Genomic DNA, 25,378 nt, shown 5'->3' on the forward strand with positions numbered 1-25,378 from the left:
TACTTTTATTACTATTTATTACCATGTTCTACATTCCTTTTGAAATTGCATTCTATTTCTCTATAATTGAATCAGAAAAATGCAAAAATGACTCACTAAAATGATATTTAGAAGAACGATATTGAAACAAGATTTGGCCATTAAATTATATCCACAAAGCTCAAATATTAATGCAGCGATGCAGTTGCTCCGGAAAGAAATAAAACTATCACCGGAATTAAATAATAGACTTGAATTGTTGACAAGAAATAAACGAGCGCATTATTATACACACAAAGAGTTGGAGGTTATCCTGGAGCATTTTTGTATCAGTCAGGAAGAATTTGAGTTGTTATAAGAACTTCTTTGGGGAAACAACGGTAAAAATGTACTGAAAAACTTGCGAAAACAAGCTTAAAAGTACTATCGATACCAATAAACAGATAGCTTTTGAGTGCTTTTTCATGCTTCAGAGTACTTTCAGTGTATATAGAGACTATGCTCAGAGTATATTTCACTTGCTTTTATATGCTTTGCCCATTTTGTAGAGTATATTAAGCGTGCTTTTTGAGAACTTATTTAATCACTTGAGCACTTTCAAAAGGCTTTGTAAATTTTAATCATACTTTGCTCAAATCACCGCCAATATGAAAACAATAATTATAGTACTCTAAGAAAAAACAATTATTAAAGAAGAGTATATTTTCAGTGCTTTCATGAGATTTTATAGAGCGAGTGGAGCAAAAAACTTAAAAAAGTTCTATTTGTCTTGAATTGGCTTAGTTATGACGCGATTTGGTATAGCTATAAATAACTCATTTTGTGATTTATAATATAATTTTACAGCCATCAAAATGATGTAGAATTATATTAAACGCAATACGATGATATTACCCCGAACAATATTAAAACAAGATTTAGCTAAAAAACTATACCCACAAAGCTCAAATACAACTTCTGCCATGCAATTATTAAGGAAAGAAATAAAACAATCGCAGGAATTAAACTCCAAACTTGATTTATTAGCCAGAAATAGGAGAGCACATTATTATACACACAAGCAATTGGAGGTTATCCTGGAACATTTTTGTATTAGTCAGAAAGAGTTTGAGGGGCTTTAAGACCGGATTGTAGATCTGCTTTGGTAATTTTAATTTACTTCTATAATTAGTTCCTTTTCATAACCATTATATTTCTCATCAATATATCCATGTGGATTACAGATAACTTCCGTTTCATTAATCTTGTATCTCACAGGTGTATGCACATGACCGTGAAGCCAATATTGAGGCTTTTGCTCAATAATAAAATCCTCTAAATTGGAAGCATATGCAGAAGACACCGGATCTTCCTTATATTGATTTGGCACTGACTTTATACTGGGAGCATGGTGCGTTACTACAATATTTGTAACGGTATTAGATTCTATTAAGCTATTTTTAAGCCATGATATGGATTGATTATGAAGATTAAAAGTATCAATGGTTCTTAGGCGTGAATATGAAGGATCTCTTCTTATTTTCTTATAATCATTCATCTTCTCCTGACAAATGATTCCATATTTAATTGGATTACCAAATATTGAAAAATCAGTCCAAAGGGTAGCTCCATGGAATGTTATACCATCAATCTCTATCGATTCGTTTTCTAGCACATGAATATTTGTTCCTTTTGCAGCTTCTTTAATCTTTAGCAATGTTTTAGGGTAAGATCCCTTATAGTATTCATGATTACCCAATACATATATAACTGGCTTATTGGATATTTCTTTCACCATCCAACTTATTCCTTTTACACCAAGATTGATATCACCTGCAAACACAACAATGTCAGCATTGTCAAAACGAAATTGATTAAACCCAAACTCTTGATGTATATCGCTAATGATCTGTATTTTCATCTGTTAAAGATATCTTCATTTGTCAGATGGAACTCTCTATGAATTTTAATTATTCTAATGTATGCAATTTAGAATATTAAAATTCATGTTCGTTTCATTCTATAATTGCATCTAAAATACCCGTTCGGGTATAATTCTTAGCCATATTGGTCTATTTATACCTGATAGGGTATAAACAATTCATCTCATATACATGACATATTTAAGGAGATTGCGTAATTACCAGAACAAACCAATTCTGTAGCATTTTTAGTATATGCCAATGTATCAAATTTAGTATATAGCGATGCATCATTTTTAGTATATAGTGGCATATAGCTGTATTTCAAGGATAACAGAAGAATAACTCCGTATGAATATTAATAAAGCTTTAGTTACTTTCCCTCGAATATTCCTTTGTAAAACGATTCTAATACTGAATAAGCATATTCAATTTCAACATCTAGTTTTCTGGACCATTCTCGAGCAATAGCTGACATAGAAGCATCAGATAAATTTTCTTTTAATACCGAATGAATTCTTTGCGATAAAGTCTCCGATTTATTTAGGAACACCCCGGCTTTTCTTCCCAATACTTCTGCAGCAATCTTCATCTGATCGAAGTCATCATCTGGAAAAATGTCATTGTGATTCTCAACAATATCGTCAAATTCTAAATCAAAATAATGTTTAATTATTTTAAGAATATCGGCCAAATCATTATCACGCTCTTCTGGTCTATCGCTCCAGGCGACTAATTTTAGTATAATCATTCCAGGTAAAGGTGGAATATTAACCATTTTCTCTTCAATTGGAATAGAAACAGCCTCCTCCAACACTTCAGTAAATCCCAAAACATGTAAATCACTATAGCGCTTATTAAAATTAATAGTGTCCTGTTCTTCTATTTCCCCAAAAGGTAAAATATCAATAGCTACATTAAATTTATCAGAGTAAAATGTCCATGGTGCTTTTACTTTATTATACCCATTTTCAATTAATGCATCACTAATTCGCTCATACTCTGCCATGCTTGAAATCATTATGGCAAAATCAATATCTTTGGTACCTATGCTTGGTTTAATTCCTTTTTTAAGAAGTTCTAAGGCTATAGCACTTACTCCAATTAAATAATAAGGAATATTGTGTGCTTTCATTATTTTATCAATGCACTCAAAGGTTTCCTTAAAATAAGGAATGGCCAGTTCCTTATAACTTTGGTTGGATGTATTCATTGAAAATTTTTGTTGCTGTTTCATTATTTCGTTTTCCACCTTCCAATAACAATTCTGCATAAACCAAAATAGGAGGTGCTGTAGGCTTCTGTTTATCCTGTTCCCAGAACATTTCGTAAGCCTCTATCTGGCCGTTAGCTTTGGGTATCAAGCGATAGTTTTTCATTAAGTTCAAACGATTCTCCTTTGTATAAATAATCAGCTTTTCTGGACGAAGATAGTTTGTTAGTATATCTGCAGCAGGCTCTCCCCCCCAAACAGTTAATTCTTTTACTAAAACAATATCCTCCCAATTACCCTGAAAATCATATCGCTCTTTCTTTAGCTTGGGTTTCAAAACTGTATCATATTCTATTACCCAACGATCTAATAACTCTTTCCGGTTTTCCCAAACGTATGTCTTATTATTTAGCTGAAGAAGATAACCCGTTTCTTTAAGTCCTTCGATAACCTGAGGAATGCTACCTAATCCTACCTTAGTTAATTTTGCTAATTCGCGTTGTGGTAAATTGATATCTTCTTTATTATTAAGTAAGTGTAATAATACTTTTAATCCTGTTTTTGTAAATGCCCGATTACCTTTTTCTTTGGTCTGAATGCTTGTTTTTTGAGTATCTATAAAAAGGAAGATATTTTCCTGTTTTATAAAAGTATTACCATTTGTCTCCAGATAAGCTATGCCTTTTGCCCTTAATTCTTCCTTAACTTTTGGAAAAATCTGATTTGCAACAACCATAAAATTGCCATATTCTTTGCTGTTATATTCCAACTGCTGCACCTGATGTGGTCTGATCTCTTGCTTAAGTTCGACAACATAATGAACTCCATTACCCAAAGCTGGTATTTCCAGTACTCCATCTAATGGTGTATTATCTTTTAAGAGAACATCCATCCCGGTTATTTTCTTAAAATTATCCAATGCAATATGTAACATCTCCTGTTTCATGTTCACAAATATACAACGTTCACGTTACGTGAACAAATGCTATTTGTGAACATTTTCCAAAATCACAAATTATCATTATTAGAAAAGAAGATATAGTTAAAGGTATACGATCTAAAACATGCTAAGCTGCACAGATTTTACCTCCATATAATTCGGCCATTGAGACTACAATGATGACTGCAAACTTGTCAAATTCATCCAGAACAGAATCAACCACCTGTATTAATTCTGTAGGGAAGACATTACCTCTGGTAATTGTATTCGCTTCTATTTTGATTTGTGCGCCCTGACCCTGACAATTCAATTTAACGTCAGTTCCACCATTTAATGGAACGGTGTTGATTGTAATGCCCGGTACATTTCTTTCTAGATTCGCCTTGATTCTTCCCAAGCTTTTCTGAATATTTTTGAGGGCTTCGGTTCTGGAATCAAGTGGCTAATAAGTCAGGGCAATAACAACTGACAAACAAGGCATTTCCCTTATAAAAAGGTTAATAGCCGTACCTCCTTTTAGTGCAAATATTTCTTCTTTTGCTACATATGGTAGAACCTGTAGTAATAAATCCACTTGTGCTCTATATGCTGGTGAAATCATAACTCTGCTAATTCTTTGGGTATTGTTATCTTATACTTTGAGCTGTATGCTCCACTTTCTGTTATCATCCGGTCTCCGCTACCTAAATCTATCTTATCTGTTTTTAGGAATTGAAACCACTGATGATTTGCCTTTTCTGCCATATAAAGAAATAGACGTCTTACTTTCACTGATTTGCAAGCTGATAGAAGCTCGCTCACCAATCTAGGCTTTAAGTTGACCAATCCTTCTAAAACCTGATAGCATTCAACAAGGTCTGAATGTTGCGGAGCTAAAAACAGGCATTCCAATATGGCACGTTCGGGTGTTGATACATTAATTTTTGTATCTTTTATCTCCATTTCCTTGATGCCTGTTTTTTCAGGAAGAAATGAAGTGGGTTTCTGTAATAACTCTACATTCCAATTGTAATTTATAAACCAATTTGGCATTCTGGTTTGCAAGGGTGAGAATAGGTATATCGTTTACTTGCTTAACCTGAAATAATGGCTGAATCCATGTAAGCTTAATGAAGTTAAAGCACCTACATGCACCTTAATGTTTAATTGATTTTGCATTGCATTCACACCTGCTTGCCATTCCAAGCTTTCGCCGGGCTTTTTATATGCACCTCTTCCTAAAGGTTCTATCCATCCGCTGTCCTTATAGTACCTGCGTAGATGTCTGGATACAACATTGTTGTCCAATACTGCTGCTGTTATCACATTATTGGGCTGCAATAGATTAAAAAGCTTCTTTAATTTTATGTCATTATGCGTAGTCATACTACTCATTTTTAAACATAAATAAAGAATTGATTTAATAAAAGAACTAAACAACTTTAAATATATTACTTAATGAATAGTTATACTACGCAAAAATCCATCTTTATAAAGTTATTTATATTCTTTTCGTTGTCAAAAGCAATTAACCAATCAATAAAACCAAATGCTTATTATCCGGAACGCATAATTAAATACCACAACAAACCAATTTTGTAGCATTTATAGTATATACCTATGTATCAAATTTAGTATAAAGCTACATGCTGTTATATTTCAAAACGATACAAAACACATCTTATAGTAGCAAGATTGCCATTTTTATTATTCAACACTTATAACTATTAACTATATATAATCACTAATAACTTCTTTTTGATAGCTTGATAAAATATTAGCAAATACCTTATGATTAAATCGATACAGGCAGTACCTTATTTTAGTATATGGGTTTAATATTTGGTTCTGAGCTTTTTCTATTTTGTTTGAAAAAAGAATATTTTTCGTGATTGCCAGCTCTAAATCATGTTCGGTAAAATCCGAGTTCTGAATTAGAATCTCTTGCACAAAATTATCCACCTTATATTCATTAAATTTATAGTCGGTAAAGTGCTTTTTTGCTATGTATAAGAACCTAAAAACATCAAGAGGTAAACTGGTATCTAACGCCCCCTTTTTTCTTAAACGGTCGCTAATTATTTTTTCCTCTTGTAATATTTCTTTTTTAATACTGAGAAATTCTTCATCAGCTATTTCAAAAAGTGCAGATAATCGATTAATTCTTCGCTTTAGATTATGCGGTATACTTTTTTTGTATTTAATCTTATGATCTAATATACTCCAGGCATCCTGAATTACGGTACGTATCTGCAATTCAAATTCTAACGAACTAAAGTCTGTAATATTCGTTTCTGCTCCTCTCTTCTTTTTTAACCTTAACTGTAGGTGGAGACCCTTATATCCGAATTGATTTTCTGTTTTTTCAAGTAAACTTGTTTTATCAGTCGTCTCCATTACTCTAAAATGTTTTTTTAAACTCCGTTTTATGGAAACAAGATCATCAGAATAATAACAAACAGCTCTTACTCCTATTAAATCGGTTATATAATCCTGAATCTGAAATGAAGAATCGGAATCAAGGTATGGTAAATATTTTCGGTTGAACTTTTTAATACACTCTTCAGCAGTTTTGAGCCTGAATAATACCTGATCGACCTTATCAATATTCTCAATAATATTTGAGAAATGTTCCATAGCCTTTTGATGGTATGTAAGTTGTTGATGGTACCATTTTTTAAATTCTTTTATTCTTTCTTCAATTTGATTCATGTCTTCTTAATATGATACTCTCAACTATTGGATAATCAGTAATGATAGTAAGTAATATTTGTAACTAAGCAATTCATTGTCTCACATTTTGCTTAAATTACTATAATTTATTGATATTGCGCTAATCTTTGAAAAAGAATAAAGTTCTAAAAAGACAATCTCAAATAATGAACGATAAAGGTACCTTTTGGACTCCCTTAGATAATGCGGCTAAAATTTTTCCGGCCATTAGAAGCAAGGAAAACACTACTGTAATACGACTTTCTGCCAATTTAAAAGAGAGAGTCACGATTAGTAGTCTTTTCAAAGCTGTTAAACTTGCTGAAAAAAGATTCCCATATTTTAAGGTGAGTTTACATGGAGGTTTTTTCTGGTATTACCTTGAACAGGTAAATAATCCAATAAGAATTATGCATGATAATGGAGTTACCTGCAAAGCTTTTAAGCGCAACCAAGAGAGCAATTTGTTTGTGAGAATACTTGTTCATAAAAATAAGATAAGTGCCGAATTTTCGCATATACTTACTGATGGCTATGGTTTATTAACTTTTTTAAAAACCATACTTATTTATTATTTTCAGGATAAAGGTTTACTTGATACGAACCAAATAGATAGCTTTTATACAATGAAAGCAGATAAAGAGGAATATGAAGATGCTTACAATAGGTATTTTAAAGAGAATATTCCCCATGTGGTCAAACAACCAAAGGCATTTCATCTGCCATTTCATTTAAAGAAAAAGCCACGATTTCATCTTTTATTTGCAATTCTATCTATTCAGCAAATAAAACAAAAGGCAAAGGAAAAAGGTGTAAGCATTACAGATTATCTGGTTGCTGTATACTTGTTAACTCTGCAGGATATCTATCATGAATACAAGAAGAATGGAATCTTCTCATCCAATAAAATCGCAAGGGTTCAGGTACCTGTAAATATTCGAAATATATACCCTACTAAGACTATGCGTAATTTTTCTCTTTTTGTTATGCCCGAAATAGACCTCCGATTAGGGAAATATACATTTGATGAGATACTAAAAGTTGTGTACCATAAAATGCAGTTAGAAACGGATGAAAAACTAATTAGTAAGATCATTTCGCGTAACGTTAGTAGTGAACGAAATTTAATTGTAAGAGGAATTCCCATTTGGCTCAAGAGTATCATTCTGTATTATAAATACCATTCGCAAGGAACCAATATGTATAGTGGTGTACTAACCAACTTAGGCAAAATAGAATTACCGGATCCTATTCGCCATAAAGTCGATTATTTTACAATTTCACCTCCACCGCCTAACAAGCGCTTGAAGATTAACTGTGGTGTCATTGGTTATGAAGATAAGCTTACCTTAAGTTTTGGCAACATTACGAACTCCAATGAATTTGAGCGAAGATATCTTCACTTTCTATCTCAACAAGGTATAAATATTAGAATTACGAAACACTAAAATTAGTTTATGGATTATTGTAAGAATTGTGAAGTAGAATTGGATGAAGATATGATATGCTGCCCTTTATGTGGACTTAGTGCTGGAGCAGAACCTATTTCTGTTGATATTCCCAAAGAGAAACATCACGATTTCAGGGATAAAACATTAAATGAAATTGAAAAACTCAGCTTTACTCAAAAACGAAAGCTTATCTGGAAGATATCCGGAATTATTCTGATGTCTGGTATTATAATCACACTTATAATAAACTTCATAATAAGTCACAATATTAATTGGGCTAAGTATAATTTAATTGCCTCATTAGTAGCTTTTTCTAACATTAGTTTCGTTGTGTTTTTTCGAAAAAAACCTTTCGTCTTGCTCATTAGTAGTTTGATCTCCTTAACGATTTTGTTTTTGATGATAGATTATTTTAATGGAGAAAGTTACTGGGGGATACAACTCGGAATTCCTATTGTGACGTCCTTTTATATTTTATCACTTATTGTTTTAGTATTGATTCGTGTATCGAATCAGATTGGATTCAATATACTAGCTGTCATTTTTTTGGCCATAGCCATATTATTACTTAGCATTGAAATTTTTATATCTCTGTATTCTCATCAAATCATTAGACTTAACTGGAGTATTATTGCCGGGGTATCATTATTGCCCATTGCCGGTTTATTGTTTTTTGTGCATTATAAACTTAAAAAGGGAATAGAGTTAAAACGTTTTTTTCATATTTAAATACCAATAAATATCTCTGACCAAAGATTACGATCCATTACATAATAAAGTAAAAAAGTCGCCATCCAACCGTGAGTGATCCCAATTGCCCAAAGGTTACGCCATTTAAGAAAAACTGAAGCCAAAATCAACTCTAGGAAAAAGGTGTATAGCATCAAAAAAGTATTTGGATAATGAATGATACCAAACAAGATTGAGACTATAAAAACCAAAAGAATAGCGCTGACTTTACCTTTGAAAAATGCAATTAAATTCATCAATATAATGTCAAGCATGATAAATTGTTGTATGACTCCCCAAAATGGATATAAAAGTAAAACCAATAGAATATGCCAGGATACATTGAGCGTATTATTGGTGTATGCATAAAACACACAAGCCGAACCATTAAGTAGAATGATAGGTAATAATATTAGTAAAGACTGTTTAAAATCTTGCAGTTTAAATATTTCGAACTCTTTATTCGTTCTTTTACGAAACAATATATATCCAATCCAAAAAAAAGAAATTCCGACTATATATATAGTTCTAACATTCAGCCAATCTATCAGCAGATATTTTAAAATAGCAGTTAATAACAATACGATTAGTACAAAATTCTTTTGTGTCCAATTTTTCAAATTAACTTACTTTTCTAATCATTATAACTTATCGTTTTTCCCATAAAAATCTGCCTTATTAGGTCCTTTTTCCATTGTTAGAAAATCCCAAACCTCATTTAATATTTGTCTTTCTTCTATTTTAGAGAGCTTACTTCCTTCAATGTATTGTACTTCAGCTACATTCTGAAAAAATTTATCAAAATCGGTATAATAGCCTTCAACACGCAAAAAACGAACAAAAACTCTTGGAAAGCTTAACTTAATTACGAACTCGTATTCAGGGAAAAATAATTTATTCGATCCTAAATAGTAATTCTTGTATTTATCTGGTATCATAAGTATAATTTTTAGTTAAAACAGAACGAAAAGCATTTGGTTGGTTTATAGAGAAATATCCAATACTATCAGTATGTTTTTGAATTGGGTATCGTAAATTTAAATTCACTACCCTTGCCAATAATACTTTCAACCCAGATTTGTCCACCTTCAATCTCAACCAATTCTTTACAAAGCAGTAATCCAAATCCTGTACCGTATTCCTGATCGGTGCCTTGTATTGAATCTATTCCTTCTGATTTAAAAATATTCTGAAGCGTTTCTACAGATAATCCAACTCCATTATCTTTTACTGTTATCTCAATAAACTCATTTTTTAATTGGGCAGAAACTTCAATACTGCCTTTTTTATTAGAAAACTTAATGGCATTATTGAGCAGATTCCTAAAAATAGTACCAACCATATTGACATCAACATAGGCATAAATATTCTCCGGTATACAATTGTTAACATTAATGTTTTTTTGCTGAGCTGTTAAATTTGTAGTTAATATTGCTTCGGATAATAAATTTGAAACATTAACTTCTTCCGGATTAAAGGATAACTTTTTATTATGTACACTCAGCCATTCTGAGAGATTTACAAGCAAATCAAACGAAATATTTGTTGTACTATACAGAATATTTAGAAAATTCTCAATTTCTTTTGGTTCATAACCATGAAAATTATTCAGCAATAATTCCAATATTCCAAGAATACTGTTAAAGGGATTTCGTAATTCATGTGCGATAATCCTGTAAAATTTATCTTTTGTACTTATCAGATCTATTAATTCTCTTGTTCGCTGCTCTACTATTTTTTCAATATCTTCTTGTTGTTTTTTAATAATATGTTTTAGTTCAGCATTGTTCTGTTCTAAAATTTGAATATACTTTTCATTGGATACAGTTTTCATTCTATCTTTTTAATATTCCATTTCTTGAATAGATAAAGAGTATAAGTTACGGTAATTCTATTTTGATTACAACTAAAACGGATAACTTTGAAAGATTTAACGTAAAGACCATCAGTTTTCAATATCACTCTTACTTAGTAGTTTCACTCAATGAAATCTTAAGTTTAGAAATGTCGTATTCTTATATATTTAGGATGTTTTAATTAATCATACAAAATATTTTGACAAGAATATTTTTTTAGGTTCGGTTCCTTTTTGCTATTTTTGGAGGGAAATGAGTTCATTAAAACGCATTTGAAACGGGCATTTTTTACCCAATTTTGGTGGACTTACAGTGGACTTTAAAAGTTGAATTCGTAAAACATTGATAATTGGGCACTTAAAACATATTTTCAGTTCCCTCTCTCTCCGCTGAAAGCGAAAGCAATTTAAAGCAAAACCCTGTAAGTCAACACTTACAGGGTTTTTTAATGCGCAAATGTGTGCACAAAAAAGCAGAAAAAAGCATATTTCGCGGTGGACTTCAGGTGGACTTATATTTCACGATTTTAGTCCACCTCGAAAAAATCTAAAATGCGCTATAATGCTTGCTATGTCATAGTTTTTTGATTCTTTCTTGATAAACTCATAGGTATAATTTTACATCAAAATTTGGATCAGGAACAAATGCTGGGTCTATGCATAGTTTTTTTTTTAAAACGACACAAGAAAAAAACCTACCATCAACCAAACCTCTAAATTATTTTCTAACTTACTAAAAACAAAAAGCCCCAATCTTCAATAGAAAATCGGGGCTTTACTGTGGTTTAATTTATATTAATACTCACAATCGGTCGCAATATATACCCGGTTATAATTTAATTTCCAGCTATCGTATACCTTGAAGATGTATGGTAGCTTTCGGTTCATATTTTCCCAATCTCTTAAATCCTGATTAGTCCACGCAACTTCTGATAATAATGCAAAACGAGGGAAAATTCTCATTTCAGCGGTTTCATTACTAGTTACATATTCAGTCCAAAGGTTTCCTTGAACACCAATCACTTTATCGTGATATTTAGGATCTAAATCGGCAGGAATAGGATCGTAATTATACGTTTTGTGCAAAGGCGTAGCATATGGAAATGCCAACGGCTCAAAATGCTCTTTATCATATGATACATAGAAATCGAAATACATACGGTGATTCAATGTTGAAACCACTTCATTTCCTCTTTCTGCAGCAACTTTGGTCATGTTTTCTTTGGTCCAGAAGCGCCAGTGATAAACAGTAGCAGTCTTGCTCATATCGCCATCTAAAATCTCATCCCAACCGGCAATTTGCTTTCCTTTGGCATTTACCGTTTTTTCAATCTCTTTCAAAAACCATGATTGAAGCTCTTCTTCGTTTTTCAACCCAAGATCTTTAATCATCTTTTGGCATGATGCACTTTTCTCCCATTGCTCTTTAGGACACTCATCACCTCCAATATGAATTAGATGGTAAGGGAACAAATCACAAACTTCGCTGATTACGTCTTTAGCAAACTGTAATGTTTTAGGATTACTTACATCCAACACATCGTGAGACACTCCCCAATACTGTCGTACCTCGTATGACCTCTTAGGACCTAATTCGGGATAAGCATGCAAAGCTGCCATCATATGACCCGGCATATCAATTTCAGGAATTACATCAATACCCAACTTAGCAGCATATTCAATTACTTCTTTGATTTGCTCCTGCGTATAATAATATCCTTTTCCGTACTCAACACCATCGGTAGGACAATCCATAATATCTGGCTTCCAACCCACTTGTGTTCCTTTTCTTATAGAACCTTTTTCGGTCAACAATGGATATTTCTTAATTTCAATTCTCCATCCCTGATCATCAGATAAATGCCAGTGGAATTTATTTAATTTATGAAAAGCCATGCGATCCAAGGTCTTTTTCACAAACTCCATTCCCTGGAAGTGACGAGCCTCATCCAACATAAATCCACGATGCTTAAAACGTGGCTTATCGTCAATTTTAACCAAAGGCATGTAATTGGTTACTCCATCATTATCCTGCAATTGAGATAATGTTGCTTCTGCATACATCTTAGCCACATCGGTAGCATAAGTAATGGTAACTCCTTTTTTAGTTACTTCCAGCTTATATTCTTCTTCTCCCAGATTTTTATCTTGCTCGTAGCTTACTTTTGGAGTTTCATCGTAAGTATAGCGACCAGCAACAACTTCCATGTTGTTTGGCTCCGGAATAACATGTGTTTGATATACAATGTCGTTGTTTTGACAGCAACTAGCCAAAGCAACCGTTATTAGGGCAAATAGAAAAAACTTCTTCATATTACTTAATTAAAAAAGTTGCCCCCAATCAAGAGAACAACTTTCATTTAGTTATTATAAATTCCTGTTATCAGCATCGATGGCAGCTTGTGACTTACCAAACGATTTACCAGCCATCTTTTCAACTTTCGAAATCTCAAAAGCAACTGCATATTGAGCAGTTCCTTTTTTCTTAGGCATATCTACCAAAGTAGAATTACCTTGTTGTGAGAAAGTCACCTGCTTTCCGGTTGCCACATCTGTTATTACAGCATCTTTAGCCACTAAACATCCCGACAACATTGCTTTTTCTGGTTGTTCGCCTTCTTCCAACATCACAATAGCATATACTTTCTTGCCATCTTTCGATTGGGTATATCGCACATTGGCTTCGGCATATGGTTCAACAGCTCTAGTGCTGTAGATGGCTTTACCATTAAGCTTCAACCAGGCTCCCATATCTTCAACTACTTCAACTTCTGCTTTGTTAAACCAACCTTCAGGTGAAGCACCCAGGTTCAACAACAGGTTTCCTCCTTTTGAAACAATATCAATCAACTTATGAGTTAAATCACGAGCTTCTTTCACGTTGGTTTCAACACTTTCTTCGAAACGATACGAGAAACAGCAATTAACAGTCATACAAGTCTCCCAAGGTATAGCTTCTGCCTCAGCAGGAATGTGTTGTTCTGGCGTGCGATAGTTTTCCCAGCGTCCGCCAACCCAACGATCAACCACCATAATACCCGGTTGCTTTTCACGACACATGGCTCCTACTCTGTCCATTCCCATATCTTGTCCTCTGTTGGCTTTATCAGCCCACGCACCGTCTAACCAAAGAATATCAACATCACCATAATTCGTCATCAACTCTTCCACTTGGTTATAGAAGAAATCTGTGTATTTCTTCCACCAGTCGGGATGACGCTCAATCTTATAGTTTACATTGCGACCAGGACTTTCAAATGATGGTGACCAATAATAAGGACTATGCCAGTCAGGTTTTGAAATATAAGCACCAATCATCATGTCTTTCTTGCGCATGGCATCAAACAACGATCCTGTGATATCAGCATATTTAGCATGTGCATATGGATACTCTGGATTGGTGATTTTATAATCCGTTTGTTTGGTGTCCCACATCGTGAAACCATCGTGATGCTTAGTTGTGAAAACAAAATACTTTGCTCCCATATCCGATGCCAGGTTTGCCCATTTGGCAGGATCAAACTTGGTTGGATTAAATTGCTTTGGTAAATCGAAATAATGCTCTCTAAATTCCTTCAAATTCTCGTGTGGAGTTAACCACTCAACGTCTTCTGACACTACCGGCCACGATTCGCATAAGCCTTCAACAGAGTAAGCTCCCCAGTGTACAAAAAACCCTAATTTAAGGTCTTGCCACTCGTCAAGCTTCTCCAATACCTGTGCATCTTCTTCTACTACATACTCTTTACCTGCCCACTGAGCAAAAGAGGGTGATACAGCTAAAGTCAATGCTATTGATAAAAATATTTTTCTCATACCTTTTCTTTTAGTGAACCACAGATTATATAGATTACAATTTATCTATTAAAAAATCTGTTTCAATCCATTTAATCTGTGGTTTAAATATAAAAGTTCTTAGTTTTCCAATTGATAACTGTTCTGCAAAGTAAATTCTTCTCGCAATGAGAGATCATTTGAATTTGATCCTGTCATTACTCGGAATTCTCCTGCTTCAACGGCCCATTTCTTATCAGCATTCCACAATCGCAAATCTTGTTTACCTAAGGTAAAGGTGAAAGTCTTGGTTTCCCCAGCTTTAACCATTTGCTTATCAAAAGCCTTCAATGATTTGATTGGATTTGTTACCGATGATTTTAAATCGCGAACGTAAATCTGAACCACTTCTTTACCATCTACTTTTGAAGTATTGGTAACATCAACACTTACATTCACTTTAAAGTCACCTGTAGACTCATCAACAGCTACTTTCAGGTTATTATATTCAAATGATGAATAAGATAATCCGTATCCGAAAGGATATAAAGGTTGATCATCTTCATCAACATAACGATAGATGGTTGTTGGCTTTTGATTATAGTAAATTGGCAACTGACCTACCGACTTGGCAACCGATACAGGCATACGTCCTGATGGATTTGTCTTACCAAATAATACATTGGCAATGGCATTTCCACCTTGCTCACCGGCAAACCACGCCTCAACCAATGCATTTGCATTTTCCGAAACCCAGTTGGTAGACAATGGACGTCCATTTTGCAATACAACAATATATGGTTTACCTAATTTATGAACTTCCTTAATCAACTCTTCCTGATCGGATGATAATCCTAATGTAGCTACATCGCGGTTCTCATTAACAGTCTTAGTGTTTTCTCCCACAGTGATGATAGCTAAATCAGACTGACGAGCCAATCTAACAGCACGAGCAATTCCTTCATCTTTCTTCGACCAACGCAACGATGCGGTTGCATGCCATTGATTATCGAAAAATTCGTAACGAACGTTGTATTTTACACCTTTCTTGAAGTCATATTTTGCTTTGGTAATAGGCGTTGTTCCTTTCCAGGCATCAACCACCAACTCATCGTTAATGTACAAACGCGAACCATCGTCAGAGCTGGTTCCAACCCATCCGTTTACATCTACATCGGTTTTGATATATCCTTCCCAACGTGCAGAAAAGAAATCATCTTCGATACCAGGATATGGATTCCAAGGCCATTCGAAATCTACTTCCTCATCAACACGAGTAAGAGCCGGTTCACCTTTTAATTCCATATTGTTAAAGAAAGAGGCCTTCAGACCTTTTTTGCCGTTTCCGTGGAACAGATATTTACTATCAATCACCGTTCCGCGACCAACAATAGTAGCTCCTTGCTCATATACAAATTGTGTTTTTGGAGAAGCTGCATTCAGTCCATCCATCAACGATACACCTTCAGCTCCGGATGCTGTGTAACCACCTAATTCAGCATAATTAGCCAAAGGACCTAACACCGCAATTTGCTTGTATTTATTTGGAGTCAATGGAAGTGTACCATCATTTTCTAACAACACAATACCTTCTTCGGCAATATTTAGTGCAGTTTGAATATGATCATCGCAGTGGTAATATTCATCAATTCTTTCTTGTGTGATAAAAGGCTCTTCAAACAATCCTAAACTGAACTTAGTATAAAGAATTCCTTTTACAGCACGATCAATGTATTTCTCTTCCAGCTTACCTGTTTGAACCAAATCAATTAATGTAGCCTGATAGGTACTATCAGTAAAATCGTAGAACTGCATATCCATACCTGCTTGTGTAGCTTTACGAATCGCATCCTGCGGAGTCTCTGCAAAATGATGCACATTCCACAAGAAACGCATAGCGCCAAGGTCAGATACTGTATATCCTTTAAAACCCCACTCGTTACGTAACACATCAGTTAACAACCACTCGTTTCCGGTACATGGTATCCCATCTAACTCAGAGTAGGCCGACATTACATTTAAAGCACCGGCTTCTTTGATGGCACGCTCAAAGGTTGGTAAAAAATCCATACGGGCAGTGCGCTCGCCTAACAAAACTGGCGAAGCATTCGATCCAGAAATAGGAGCCGAGTGAACCGCATAATGCTTAGGACCAGCAATCATAGAAAAAGGCGATTTTGGCTCCAATCCGCCCATACCTTGTATCATCTGTACTCCCATTTCGGAAGTCAGGTATGTATCTTCTGAAAATAATTCAGCAACCCTTCCCCAACGAGGTTCGCGGGCAATACCCAAGGTAGGACCTAAAGCAACATGAGCACCGTTTATACGGGCTTCTGTTCCGATTACCTTACCTACTTTATTCATCAATTCTTTATTCCACGAAGCACCCATGGCAATTGGCATAGGAAAAACGGTTGCTCCTTCTGTCAAATAACCATGAAGCATTTCCTCCATCAGCATCACCGGAATACCCAAACGTGAGTTTTCCATTGTGATACGTTGAACCGTATTATATTCGTCAGCTGTTTTAGGATAGAAATCGTGGATAGATCCTAAACCTAAATCGCCAACTTGTTCAGCCACTTTATCTTCGTTAATTTCTCCTTCTACTTTCAGGTAATCTCCTCGGGTCATGTTCATCTGACGCACCTTTTCCTGAAGAGTCATCTCCTTTAACAGAAGTTCAACTCTTGTTTCTTCGGGCAACGATGCATCTTTCCACCCCTCTTTACTTCCGCAAGCCGAAACCACCAGGGCAACTAAAAATACTTGTGCTATTCTTTTCATATGACGTGTTAATTGTTTTAAAACAAATCTATTTCAGCAATAGCTGCTTGTTTACTATCACCTGCAATTTCTACCGACTTAATTCTCACATACCTTGCTTCAACAGCCTTTTCAAAGTAATGAGTTCGGGTAGTTGGCATATTGATAAGGTTACCAAATTCGAAATCATCAGCTTTTGTCCACGATCGTCCATTGGTACTTACTTCAATCACTCCGCGCTGAATCATTCCAGCATTATCAACTTTTTGAGGAGTATAAGCAAATCCTTTTACCGTTTTATTTTCTAATAAATCAATAGTGATAGAATGAGTACGTCCAGCTTTTGACAACCAGTAAGTATTGGCATCAGCATCGATAGCCAAATCTGCTTCATTACCTTTCAACTGCGAGCTTGATGCTTTTACTTTCCAATCTCTTTTAATCAAACCAACATTCTGAACTAATACAGGTCCTTGCTTATCGTTGTTGAAAGCACGGGCTTTTACCTCAGCTGATTCAATTAATACAGGCTCTGTATATAAAATTGATTCCTCAGTTGGCTCAGTACCATCCAAAGTATATCTAATATGCAAATTCTTATTCAGATTAGCGACCGGGTCCTTTCCATGTAATTTCCAACGAAACACATGTTTACTTGGCTCAATGGTTACCTTTCCTTCAACATCTCTCGAAAGCTGTAATTGAGGCGGTTGGACATCGCAATAATAAGCAGAGATAGTTGCTATAGCAGGATAATATCTTGAATCCAACACAGTGAAGCGGAATTTATCAGAAGTTACTTCAGGGAAACGTAAAATTCGCTTATAGCCGATATTAGTTCCATTGGCAATTTCCTTCCACTCGCCTTTAATAAAAGCTTCCACTTTATGATCTGCAACACGCTCACCATGCGATTGAATGGCTTCCTGAATCACAAAACGATTGATAGTAACCGGCTCCTTAGTGGTAATCTCGATACTTTTATTGGCATCATCCAATAATTCGTAGGTTGATGTATTTCCATCCAAAATATTTTTGGCTGCAGAAGCCGATGCAAACAAATTAGTTCCATAGGTTTCTTTAATTCTTTCTCCAACTTCTTTCAGAACTTTCACATCTTCATCAGAAAATAATCCATCACGATTAGGGGGAATATTTAACAAGAAGATTGAATTTCCACCCACAGCTCGCTCATACATATCAAAAACATCATCTGTACTACGAACCATTTGGGTTACATCATCACGATAAAACCATCCTTCACGAATAGATGTATTGGTTTCGGCAGGTTGATAATGCAAATATTTGCCTTCAACTAATTTTTCCTCGCTTCCCAAATCATGATCCATCAAATCGGGGAACATATTCATGGTTTGAGGATTATCCTGGTAAGGAATTACATTCCATTCTGTATCGCGGGTATCTCCTTCTTCGTTACCACACCAACGAATATCTTCTTTACCGAAGATAACCGCATCCGGAGCCAAAGCTTTGATCATTTTTCTCCAGGCACGATAATTATATTTTTGTCCGCCTTTACGCTTTGGATGAGCACCATCAAACCAAACTTCGTGAATAGGACCATACTCAGTCAACAATTCAAACAGTTGATTCATGAAATACTCGTTGTAATCATCCACATTAGCTGTAAAAGTGGTTTTGTTTTCAAAAGGTCGACCTTCAACGGGGCGTGGAATTACTCTGTCAGTATATGAACTTAAATTTCCATAAAGTCCATCAGGACTTTCTATCTGGTATAAATCAGCTGGTGACAAATAAACAGCTAATTTCAAACCGTATTTCTGGCATGATGCAGAAAGGTCTTTCAAAACATCACCTTTTCCGTTTTTAAATGATGATGACATAATACCATGTTTGGTATAACGGCTCTGCCATAAAACAAATCCATCGTGATGCTTGGCTGTAAAAATAACTTTGGTCATTCCGGCAGCCTTTAGACTTTCGCACCACTGATCGGTATCAATATTTTTAAGGTCAAAAACCTTTGGATCTTCAAACCCATTACCCCATTCTTTCCTGGTAAAAGTATTAGGCCCGAAGTGAATAAAAGCAATATATTCATCTTCTAAAGCTTGCATTTGCTCGGGAGTCGGAACAACGTGAGCAGCTTTTAAAATGATACTATCGGGAGTATCTGTTTCAGAAACAGGAATAGTGTTGGCAGTTTTCATCATTAAACCCGACGGTTGCGAACACCCGGCAACCAAGGTTATGGCAAGCAGACAAATGGCAATAAGTTTTTCCATACTTTAGTTCTTAATTAAGTATAGTTATCAATCAGATTAAAATTTCGGTTTTTAGCTTAACAAAAACTTACATTTCGAAACTAAATAAAACCTTATGCAAACTTTTTAAAAGTTATTTTGCTGTAAATATAAGGTTTTAAAATAAAAATAGTTTCTACACCTGCATGTTTATATGCAGGTGTAAAAATCTATTTCTGGCTTATTCTCTCAGTATAAGTTATTTAATCTTTTTTAGAAATCCACATATAAGTGGTAATAAAGTGACTACCACTTCCTACCTGGCCATATTCTGAAATCTGATTCTGCATTGCAGCCTCTACATGGTCTGGATTATTGGTACGTTCTGCATTAGGGTAATTAATACGACGAGGTCTCCAACCTTCAGTGTCTCCACCATTATGAAATGGTACTGATGCATATTCACTGGTCGCAACAGGAACACCAAACTCTAGATTCTCAAGCACTAAATCCTCTGCCTTATAAACAGGAAGTTCCATTGTACTGGTTCCCGGACGTGGCAAGCCAACCGGTACTACTTCAAGATTCGTTCTATTCCAAAGAGCATAGGCTTCGTATGCCCCTTGAGCAGTTAAGCAAGACTTCCAACGCTCTCTCCAGACTAATTCCAAATCAACATCTTCCGACATCACCAAATCAAGGTAATCCTGAGTTAACCCTTCATAGGTAAGTGTTTCTCCTTCAAAAGCAGATTGCTTGCCAAGGTAAGTACTTGCTGAGGTTCCAAAATTATATAGTTCAGGGTACTTATTTAATGAAATTTCAATTGCCTTCTGAAGGTTTGAATTAGCATCACCCGGAACTGACCATCCACGTAAAGCTGCTTCAGCCAAAATATAATAGCTTTCATCTCCACCAAATACAACAATTGGAGCTTCACGATTTCCAATGGTTTCGGGATTAATTGCAGCAGCTGTCAAATATTCATTATAAACATTTGTTGTATCAGCATCAATAAACCACTGACCAACTACTTTTTCCTGAATTGGCTCTCCATCTTCATTAAATATATTAACCAACATCAAGCCACGAGCAGCAAAATTATCTTCCCCTCCACCACTCTTAAATGTTGAGAAGGTAACAGGTTTCCATGGCTCACCTGTTCTGGCAGCCTGTTCAAAAGCATTGAAATACTTCTGACCGGTCCATGCTTTTAAGTCACTTCCATCAACATAGCCTTGTGCTGCGGTATAAAAAATTCGTGGATCACGGTTTTCCTGAGCCATTCTCAACCACTCTTCTCCTACAAAAATACGACCACCAGTGCCGCTTAAAACACTACCTGCACCATTTACAATCATACCCCAATCACCACCAACTAAACCTGTTGGCATGATAGCAGCATCATCAATTGAAACAGATGTAATAAAACCTGCCTGATGAGCAGCAGCTTCTTCTACAGTTTGTTGCGCCCAGTTCGCATCTCCTTCAACCGCTCTCATTCCCATACGTAAAATCAATGAGTTAGCTAGTTTTGCCCAAGCCTCTTTTCTTTCATTGCCATTTCCAATACCACCAAATATAATATCGTTAGTGGTTGAAAATGGAGCACTTTCAGTGTCAAGCAGAACATCACGATACTTTTTTAATGAGTCAACAGAAGATTTATAAATATCTTCCTGACTATCGTATTGAGGATATAAAATACCTTCGCGATAACCTAATCCTCCCTCGTGATATGGAATATCACCATATAAATCGGTTACTCGCTGAAATGCGAATTGCATTACAATGGTACCGATTGCATATTTTGCAGTATTATCCTGACTCTTATCTTCCTTTAAAATATACAACATTTCAACACCATTTCTGATAGCATCGTTATACATTTCTAACATTTTTGCTTCGTTATAAGAGTCAACATTTCCATTATATCCTTGTCCGGTAAAATAAGATGAAGACATAATGCCTGATAACGGGCCTGACATTAACAAGTTACCACGATGCTCTTCATGTGGCGAACCATTGTAACGCATCCATACACGTGTTAGTAAATACCCGGGATCAACCTCAGGCACTTTATTCGGATCATCATTGATATTGCCGAAATCGTCCATACATGCCGTATTCAATAATGATAATACGGCTATGAATATCCAAAATATATTTCGTTTCATTGCTTTTAGAATTTAATATTTAAGTTAAAACCGTAGTTACGCGGTAAGGCAAGATTACCATACTCTACTCCTCCACCGCCATTGGCAATTGAATAAGAAGCCTGAGGATCTATATTATCAGTAGCTCTCCACAAATAACCAAGGTTACGAGCAAAAACTCCAACTGAAGCGCTTCTCATAAAGTTTACTTTTTCAAACATAGATGTAGGGAAATGATACGTTAAATTGATTTCCTGAACAGCTAAATAAGAAGCATCATAAATAAATTGCTCATCAACACGTGCAATAGCTGCATATAAATCCTGCGGTGCAGCAGTGGTTCCAACACCACCTAATTCGGTTGGGAACCACAATTGTCCTTCGGTATATTGATTACGTTGCAGTGTAGATTGATGGCGACCAGTATTATAAGCAGAAGATTCAGTGTTTGAATAGATATCTCCACCAAATTTACCGTCTAATACCAAAGTTGCCGACCAATTTTTATATTGAAACTGATTAACCCATCCAACCATTGTATGATGATATGCATTACCCAAGGTATGTAACTCATCAGTAACCATTGGACGACCGGTATTATCTAATGCAATATTACCTTCCTCATCTCTTCTGTATTTTGTACCTAAAATCTGACCATATGCTTCACCTTCTCTTGCAACAATGCTCACATTTGAACTTTCAAACAAAGTCAACTGATTTACACGTTCTGTTAAATCCAATACTTTGTTCTTATTATAAGCATAATTTACTGTTGTATTCCAGCTAAAATTATTGGTTCTGATTGGCTCAGCATAAATACTTGCTTCCACCCCGGCATTTTGAATTGAACCTGCATTTACAATTGCATTGCGATAACCAGTTGTTGGTGACACAGCTACTCTTACAATCTGATCAGTTGCTTTTGAATTATAGTAAGCCACATCTAGGCCCAAACGGTTATTGAAGAACTTTAAATCTAAACCAACCTCAACCGACTCGTTCATAGATGGTTTTAAGTGAGGATTTGGAATGGTATTTCCATCAATCTGACCATTACCGGCTTCACCTCCATTACCAGGCAGATTGTCCGATCCAATATTATAAAACGTTCTGGTCATGTAAGGATCTGTATCTGAACCTACCTGAGCCCAAGAAGCACGAACCTTACCAAAACTAAACCATGCAGGAGCATCAAACAGCTCAGTAAAAATCAGAGATGAACTAACAGATGGATAGAAGTACGAGTTATTGTTTACTGGCAATGTTGAAGACCAGTCGTTACGAGCTGAGAAATCAACATACAAAAATGAGTCATACCTGAATTGTGCTGTTGCAAACAATGAGTTAATCTGTCTTTTTCTATAGTCAGCAGAGATACTTCGTTGCGTTCCAAAACCCGGACGCTGCATAGAATCACTCAAAAATTCAGACTCAAAAGTATTAACCTGATCAAATTCTTGAATCATCATGGCGGCACCGGCATTTGCAGTCACTCCCCATTTTCCAAAGTCTTTATTATAGGTAACTAATCCATCAACATTTGTTTCATTATCTCTTGCATTTGCCTGAACCAAGCGACCTCTTTCGTACCATGGAGTATACATTGGCCATAACGACTGCGATTTATAAATAACATAGTCGTTACCATAACGCACCATTGCACTTAAATCCTCATTAAAATTGTATTTAACCTGACCCATTGTAATAAAACGATCCTTCTGGTACTCCTGTCTGATCTCATTTAAATTCCAATAAATATTTTGGTTTAGCTCTCCAAAACCAATTGGCATACCTGTAACAGGATCTTTATAATTCTTTAAATCGGAAAGAGGTACGTTATTAGGAGTACCCATTAAATTGGCGGCAAAGGGGCTTTCTCCAATTGACTGGTTTGTTGATCCTTCTTTTACATAGGACAATTTACCAGTTAGCTCTAATTTATCGTTCCATGTCTTGGTTGAACCATTCATGGTAAATGTATTTCTTTCATACTCGGTATTAGGAACCATACCCGTATTACTTAAATTACTATAAGACATACGTAGGGTTGCATTATCGGTATTGTGATTAATGGCAACACTGTTATTTAATGTAACTCCAAGGTTATTGAAGTCATTTTCATTATCGTAAAACTGATAAGGCGAAGTTACTCCTCTATAATCAGTGTAGTTATTAACATCATTATAACGAGCCCCCCACATTGACGTGTTATTTCGGGATTCATCACGATTTGTTGGAGCATTTCCATAGGTACCCTGACCATATTCTCTTTGCCAGTCGGCATAAATTCGAGCCTGATCAATGGTAGTATTCGAACTAAAATCAACAGTAGTACCATTTGCTCCGGCTCCTGATTTAGTTGTAATCATTACTACCCCGTTAATAGCGCGAGATCCGTAAAGAGCCGTTGCAGCAGCACCTTTTAATACTGATATATTCTCAATATCATCTGCTGCTATTCCAGACATACCGTTACCTGCATCAATACCTCCCTGCCCCTTATCATCGCCCGATGAAAAATTAGTGTTTGAAATAGGCACACCATCTACTACATATAAAGGTTCATTGGATCCATCTGCAATAGCTGTTCCACGAATAATTACTGATGCTGATCCTCCTGGACCTTGTGCCGTTGAATTTACCTGCACACCAGAAAGACGTCCTGATAGAGATGACATAGGGTTGGCCGATTTCGCACTTTCAAAAGCTTCATCACCTACCTCGGCAACAGAATAACCAAGAGCCTTCTTTTCTCTTTTAATACCTAATGCTGTTACTACAACATCGTCTAATATTTCTGAGTCATCATTTAAAGTAACATTAATCACTTCCTTATCACCCACTATAATTTCTTTGGTCTGAAAACCGATAAATGAGAATTCCAAAACAGCATCTTCTTCTGATACACTTATTGTATATTCTCCATCAAAATTTGTTACAGTACCCATCGCAGTACCTTGAATTCTAATGTTAACACCCGGCAATGGCAACCCATCTGCAACCGATGTTACATTACCTGTTACTGTTTTTTGAGCATAAACATTACTCGCAAACAGAAGCAGAAAAACTAACCATAAATTTTTCATACAATGAATATTAATTTAATTGAATTTAAGAGTGCATTTCATAAACTATGCACTTTCTTGCATATAAGCATAAACATTTGCACATTTTACACTTTTCGGGGCTAATATATGCGATATTTAATGCGCCTTTATGCATTTTAATATTTGTTTTAATTTCTTACAATTTTTATACCAAAACATATAAGACACCAATAAAACTTAATTCTTTTTTCACAACCCACAACTCCAAATACCTTAAATACTGCATACCAAACAAACAACTTCACCTTTCCATTAAACACTAATCAAGCAAACATCATTAAATAGGCAATAACTAACATTCCAAAGCATTCAACCCATTAATTTATGTATAAAAACAAAAAATAAAGCATAATTCATGCACAAACATGCAAATAAGATATTAAATTTGCATTATTCACAGTAAGTCAACTCATATAGTTTATTTATAAACTATAGTGCTAAAAAAGCTTAATAAGCTCTTAAATGCTTTATTTAAAAAGAAAAATAACGCACACGAGTAATACATTATCAACAAATAGATTTCACTGTGCAGAAACAGAAAAAGAATAACCCTTAGGTAATAAGTATATAAAGAATTAAGAAAATGAA

The 25,378-nt window shown here is 35.2% G+C and carries 20 protein-coding genes and 1 pseudogene; 4 read left to right on the plus strand and 17 right to left on the minus strand.

All coding sequences use genetic code 11. The features are described from left to right. Positions 1-100: 100 nt before the first annotated feature. Together KEM10_RS20695 and KEM10_RS20700 are read left to right on the plus strand one after the other, a co-directional pair. Complete coding sequence (locus tag KEM10_RS20695) at positions 101-337, plus strand: DUF4248 domain-containing protein (protein WP_212219118.1); 237 nt, start codon at positions 101-103, stop codon at positions 335-337. A gap of 526 nt (positions 338-863) precedes the next feature. Further along, positions 864-1,100, plus strand: coding sequence for a DUF4248 domain-containing protein (locus KEM10_RS20700; RefSeq protein WP_212219121.1), 237 nt, complete (start codon positions 864-866; stop codon positions 1,098-1,100). A gap of 29 nt (positions 1,101-1,129) precedes the next feature. Here KEM10_RS20700 and KEM10_RS20705 read toward each other — a convergent pair whose 3' ends face one another. The 8 genes and pseudogenes from KEM10_RS20705 to KEM10_RS20740 all read right to left on the minus strand — a co-directional run bounded on the left by KEM10_RS20705 (position 1,130) and on the right by KEM10_RS20740 (position 6,724). After that, a complete protein-coding gene (locus KEM10_RS20705; RefSeq protein ID WP_212219123.1) occupies positions 1,130-1,879 on the minus strand; it encodes a metallophosphoesterase in 750 nt (249 codons plus the stop codon). Positions 1,880-2,253: 374 nt separating this feature from the next. Beyond that, positions 2,254-3,093 (minus strand): hypothetical protein, encoded by an 840-nt coding sequence (locus KEM10_RS20710; RefSeq protein WP_212219126.1) that lies wholly within the window; start codon positions 3,091-3,093, stop codon positions 2,254-2,256. Further along, complete coding sequence (locus KEM10_RS20715) at positions 3,068-4,039, minus strand: type IV toxin-antitoxin system AbiEi family antitoxin (protein ID WP_212219129.1); 972 nt, start codon at positions 4,037-4,039, stop codon at positions 3,068-3,070. Before KEM10_RS20715 ends, KEM10_RS20710 begins: the two co-directional genes overlap by 26 nt. Before the next feature lie 121 nt (positions 4,040-4,160). Beyond that, positions 4,161-4,454, minus strand: a pseudogene (locus KEM10_RS20720) (nucleotidyl transferase AbiEii/AbiGii toxin family protein); the annotation flags it as partial. A 21-nt stretch (positions 4,455-4,475) separates the two neighbouring features. Beyond that, positions 4,476-4,634: a nucleotidyl transferase AbiEii/AbiGii toxin family protein gene (locus tag KEM10_RS20725; protein WP_212219134.1), complete on the minus strand. Its 159-nt coding sequence runs from the start codon at positions 4,632-4,634 to the stop codon at positions 4,476-4,478. Then, the gene (locus KEM10_RS20730; protein WP_317196698.1) at positions 4,631-5,095 is read right to left on the minus strand and encodes a type IV toxin-antitoxin system AbiEi family antitoxin domain-containing protein; all 465 of its coding nucleotides are present in this window, start codon (positions 5,093-5,095) and stop codon (positions 4,631-4,633) included. Before KEM10_RS20730 ends, KEM10_RS20725 begins: the two co-directional genes overlap by 4 nt. Positions 5,096-5,098: 3 nt before the next feature. Next, positions 5,099-5,398 (minus strand): AbiEi antitoxin N-terminal domain-containing protein, encoded by a 300-nt coding sequence (locus KEM10_RS20735; protein WP_212219139.1) that lies wholly within the window; start codon positions 5,396-5,398, stop codon positions 5,099-5,101. A 345-nt stretch (positions 5,399-5,743) separates the two neighbouring features. Further along, a complete protein-coding gene (locus tag KEM10_RS20740; RefSeq protein ID WP_212219143.1) occupies positions 5,744-6,724 on the minus strand; it encodes a GTP pyrophosphokinase in 981 nt (326 codons plus the stop codon). 167 nt (positions 6,725-6,891) lie between these two features. Here KEM10_RS20740 and KEM10_RS20745 point away from each other — a divergent pair, with 167 nt between their 5' ends. Continuing rightward, complete coding sequence (locus tag KEM10_RS20745) at positions 6,892-8,172, plus strand: hypothetical protein (protein ID WP_212219146.1); 1,281 nt, start codon at positions 6,892-6,894, stop codon at positions 8,170-8,172. A 9-nt stretch (positions 8,173-8,181) separates the two neighbouring features. Continuing rightward, positions 8,182-8,904 (plus strand): DUF6320 domain-containing protein, encoded by a 723-nt coding sequence (locus KEM10_RS20750; RefSeq protein ID WP_212219149.1) that lies wholly within the window; start codon positions 8,182-8,184, stop codon positions 8,902-8,904. Here the strand turns inward: KEM10_RS20750 and KEM10_RS20755 are convergent. The 9 genes from KEM10_RS20755 to KEM10_RS20795 all read right to left on the minus strand — a co-directional run bounded on the left by KEM10_RS20755 (position 8,901) and on the right by KEM10_RS20795 (position 24,769). Beyond that, positions 8,901-9,524, minus strand: coding sequence for a CPBP family intramembrane metalloprotease (locus KEM10_RS20755; protein WP_212219152.1), 624 nt, complete (start codon positions 9,522-9,524; stop codon positions 8,901-8,903). The two genes, KEM10_RS20750 and KEM10_RS20755, sit on opposite strands and share 4 nt — an antisense overlap. Positions 9,525-9,545: 21 nt before the next feature. Then, positions 9,546-9,842: a hypothetical protein gene (locus KEM10_RS20760; protein WP_212219154.1), complete on the minus strand. Its 297-nt coding sequence runs from the start codon at positions 9,840-9,842 to the stop codon at positions 9,546-9,548. A 68-nt stretch (positions 9,843-9,910) separates the two neighbouring features. Further along, positions 9,911-10,738, minus strand: coding sequence for a sensor histidine kinase (locus KEM10_RS20765; RefSeq protein ID WP_212219157.1), 828 nt, complete (start codon positions 10,736-10,738; stop codon positions 9,911-9,913). An 816-nt stretch (positions 10,739-11,554) separates the two neighbouring features. Further along, positions 11,555-13,072: a beta-N-acetylhexosaminidase gene (locus tag KEM10_RS20770; protein WP_212219161.1), complete on the minus strand. Its 1,518-nt coding sequence runs from the start codon at positions 13,070-13,072 to the stop codon at positions 11,555-11,557. Positions 13,073-13,126: 54 nt separating this feature from the next. Further along, positions 13,127-14,575 (minus strand): alpha-L-fucosidase, encoded by a 1,449-nt coding sequence (locus tag KEM10_RS20775; protein WP_212219164.1) that lies wholly within the window; start codon positions 14,573-14,575, stop codon positions 13,127-13,129. A 99-nt stretch (positions 14,576-14,674) separates the two neighbouring features. Next, positions 14,675-17,323 (minus strand): glycoside hydrolase family 3 N-terminal domain-containing protein, encoded by a 2,649-nt coding sequence (locus KEM10_RS20780; protein ID WP_212219167.1) that lies wholly within the window; start codon positions 17,321-17,323, stop codon positions 14,675-14,677. Positions 17,324-17,340: 17 nt separating this feature from the next. Next, a complete protein-coding gene (locus tag KEM10_RS20785; protein ID WP_212219170.1) occupies positions 17,341-19,569 on the minus strand; it encodes an alpha-L-fucosidase in 2,229 nt (742 codons plus the stop codon). A gap of 221 nt (positions 19,570-19,790) precedes the next feature. After that, positions 19,791-21,704: a SusD/RagB family nutrient-binding outer membrane lipoprotein gene (locus KEM10_RS20790; RefSeq protein WP_212219172.1), complete on the minus strand. Its 1,914-nt coding sequence runs from the start codon at positions 21,702-21,704 to the stop codon at positions 19,791-19,793. Between the two features lie 5 nt (positions 21,705-21,709). Then, positions 21,710-24,769, minus strand: a complete 3,060-nt coding sequence (locus KEM10_RS20795) for a SusC/RagA family TonB-linked outer membrane protein (RefSeq protein ID WP_212219174.1) — start codon at positions 24,767-24,769, stop codon at positions 21,710-21,712. Positions 24,770-25,378 lie beyond the last annotated feature (609 nt).

Source organism: Carboxylicivirga linearis (genome assembly GCF_018271995.1).
GTDB classification, from domain to species: Bacteria; Bacteroidota; Bacteroidia; order Bacteroidales; family Marinilabiliaceae; genus Carboxylicivirga; species Carboxylicivirga linearis.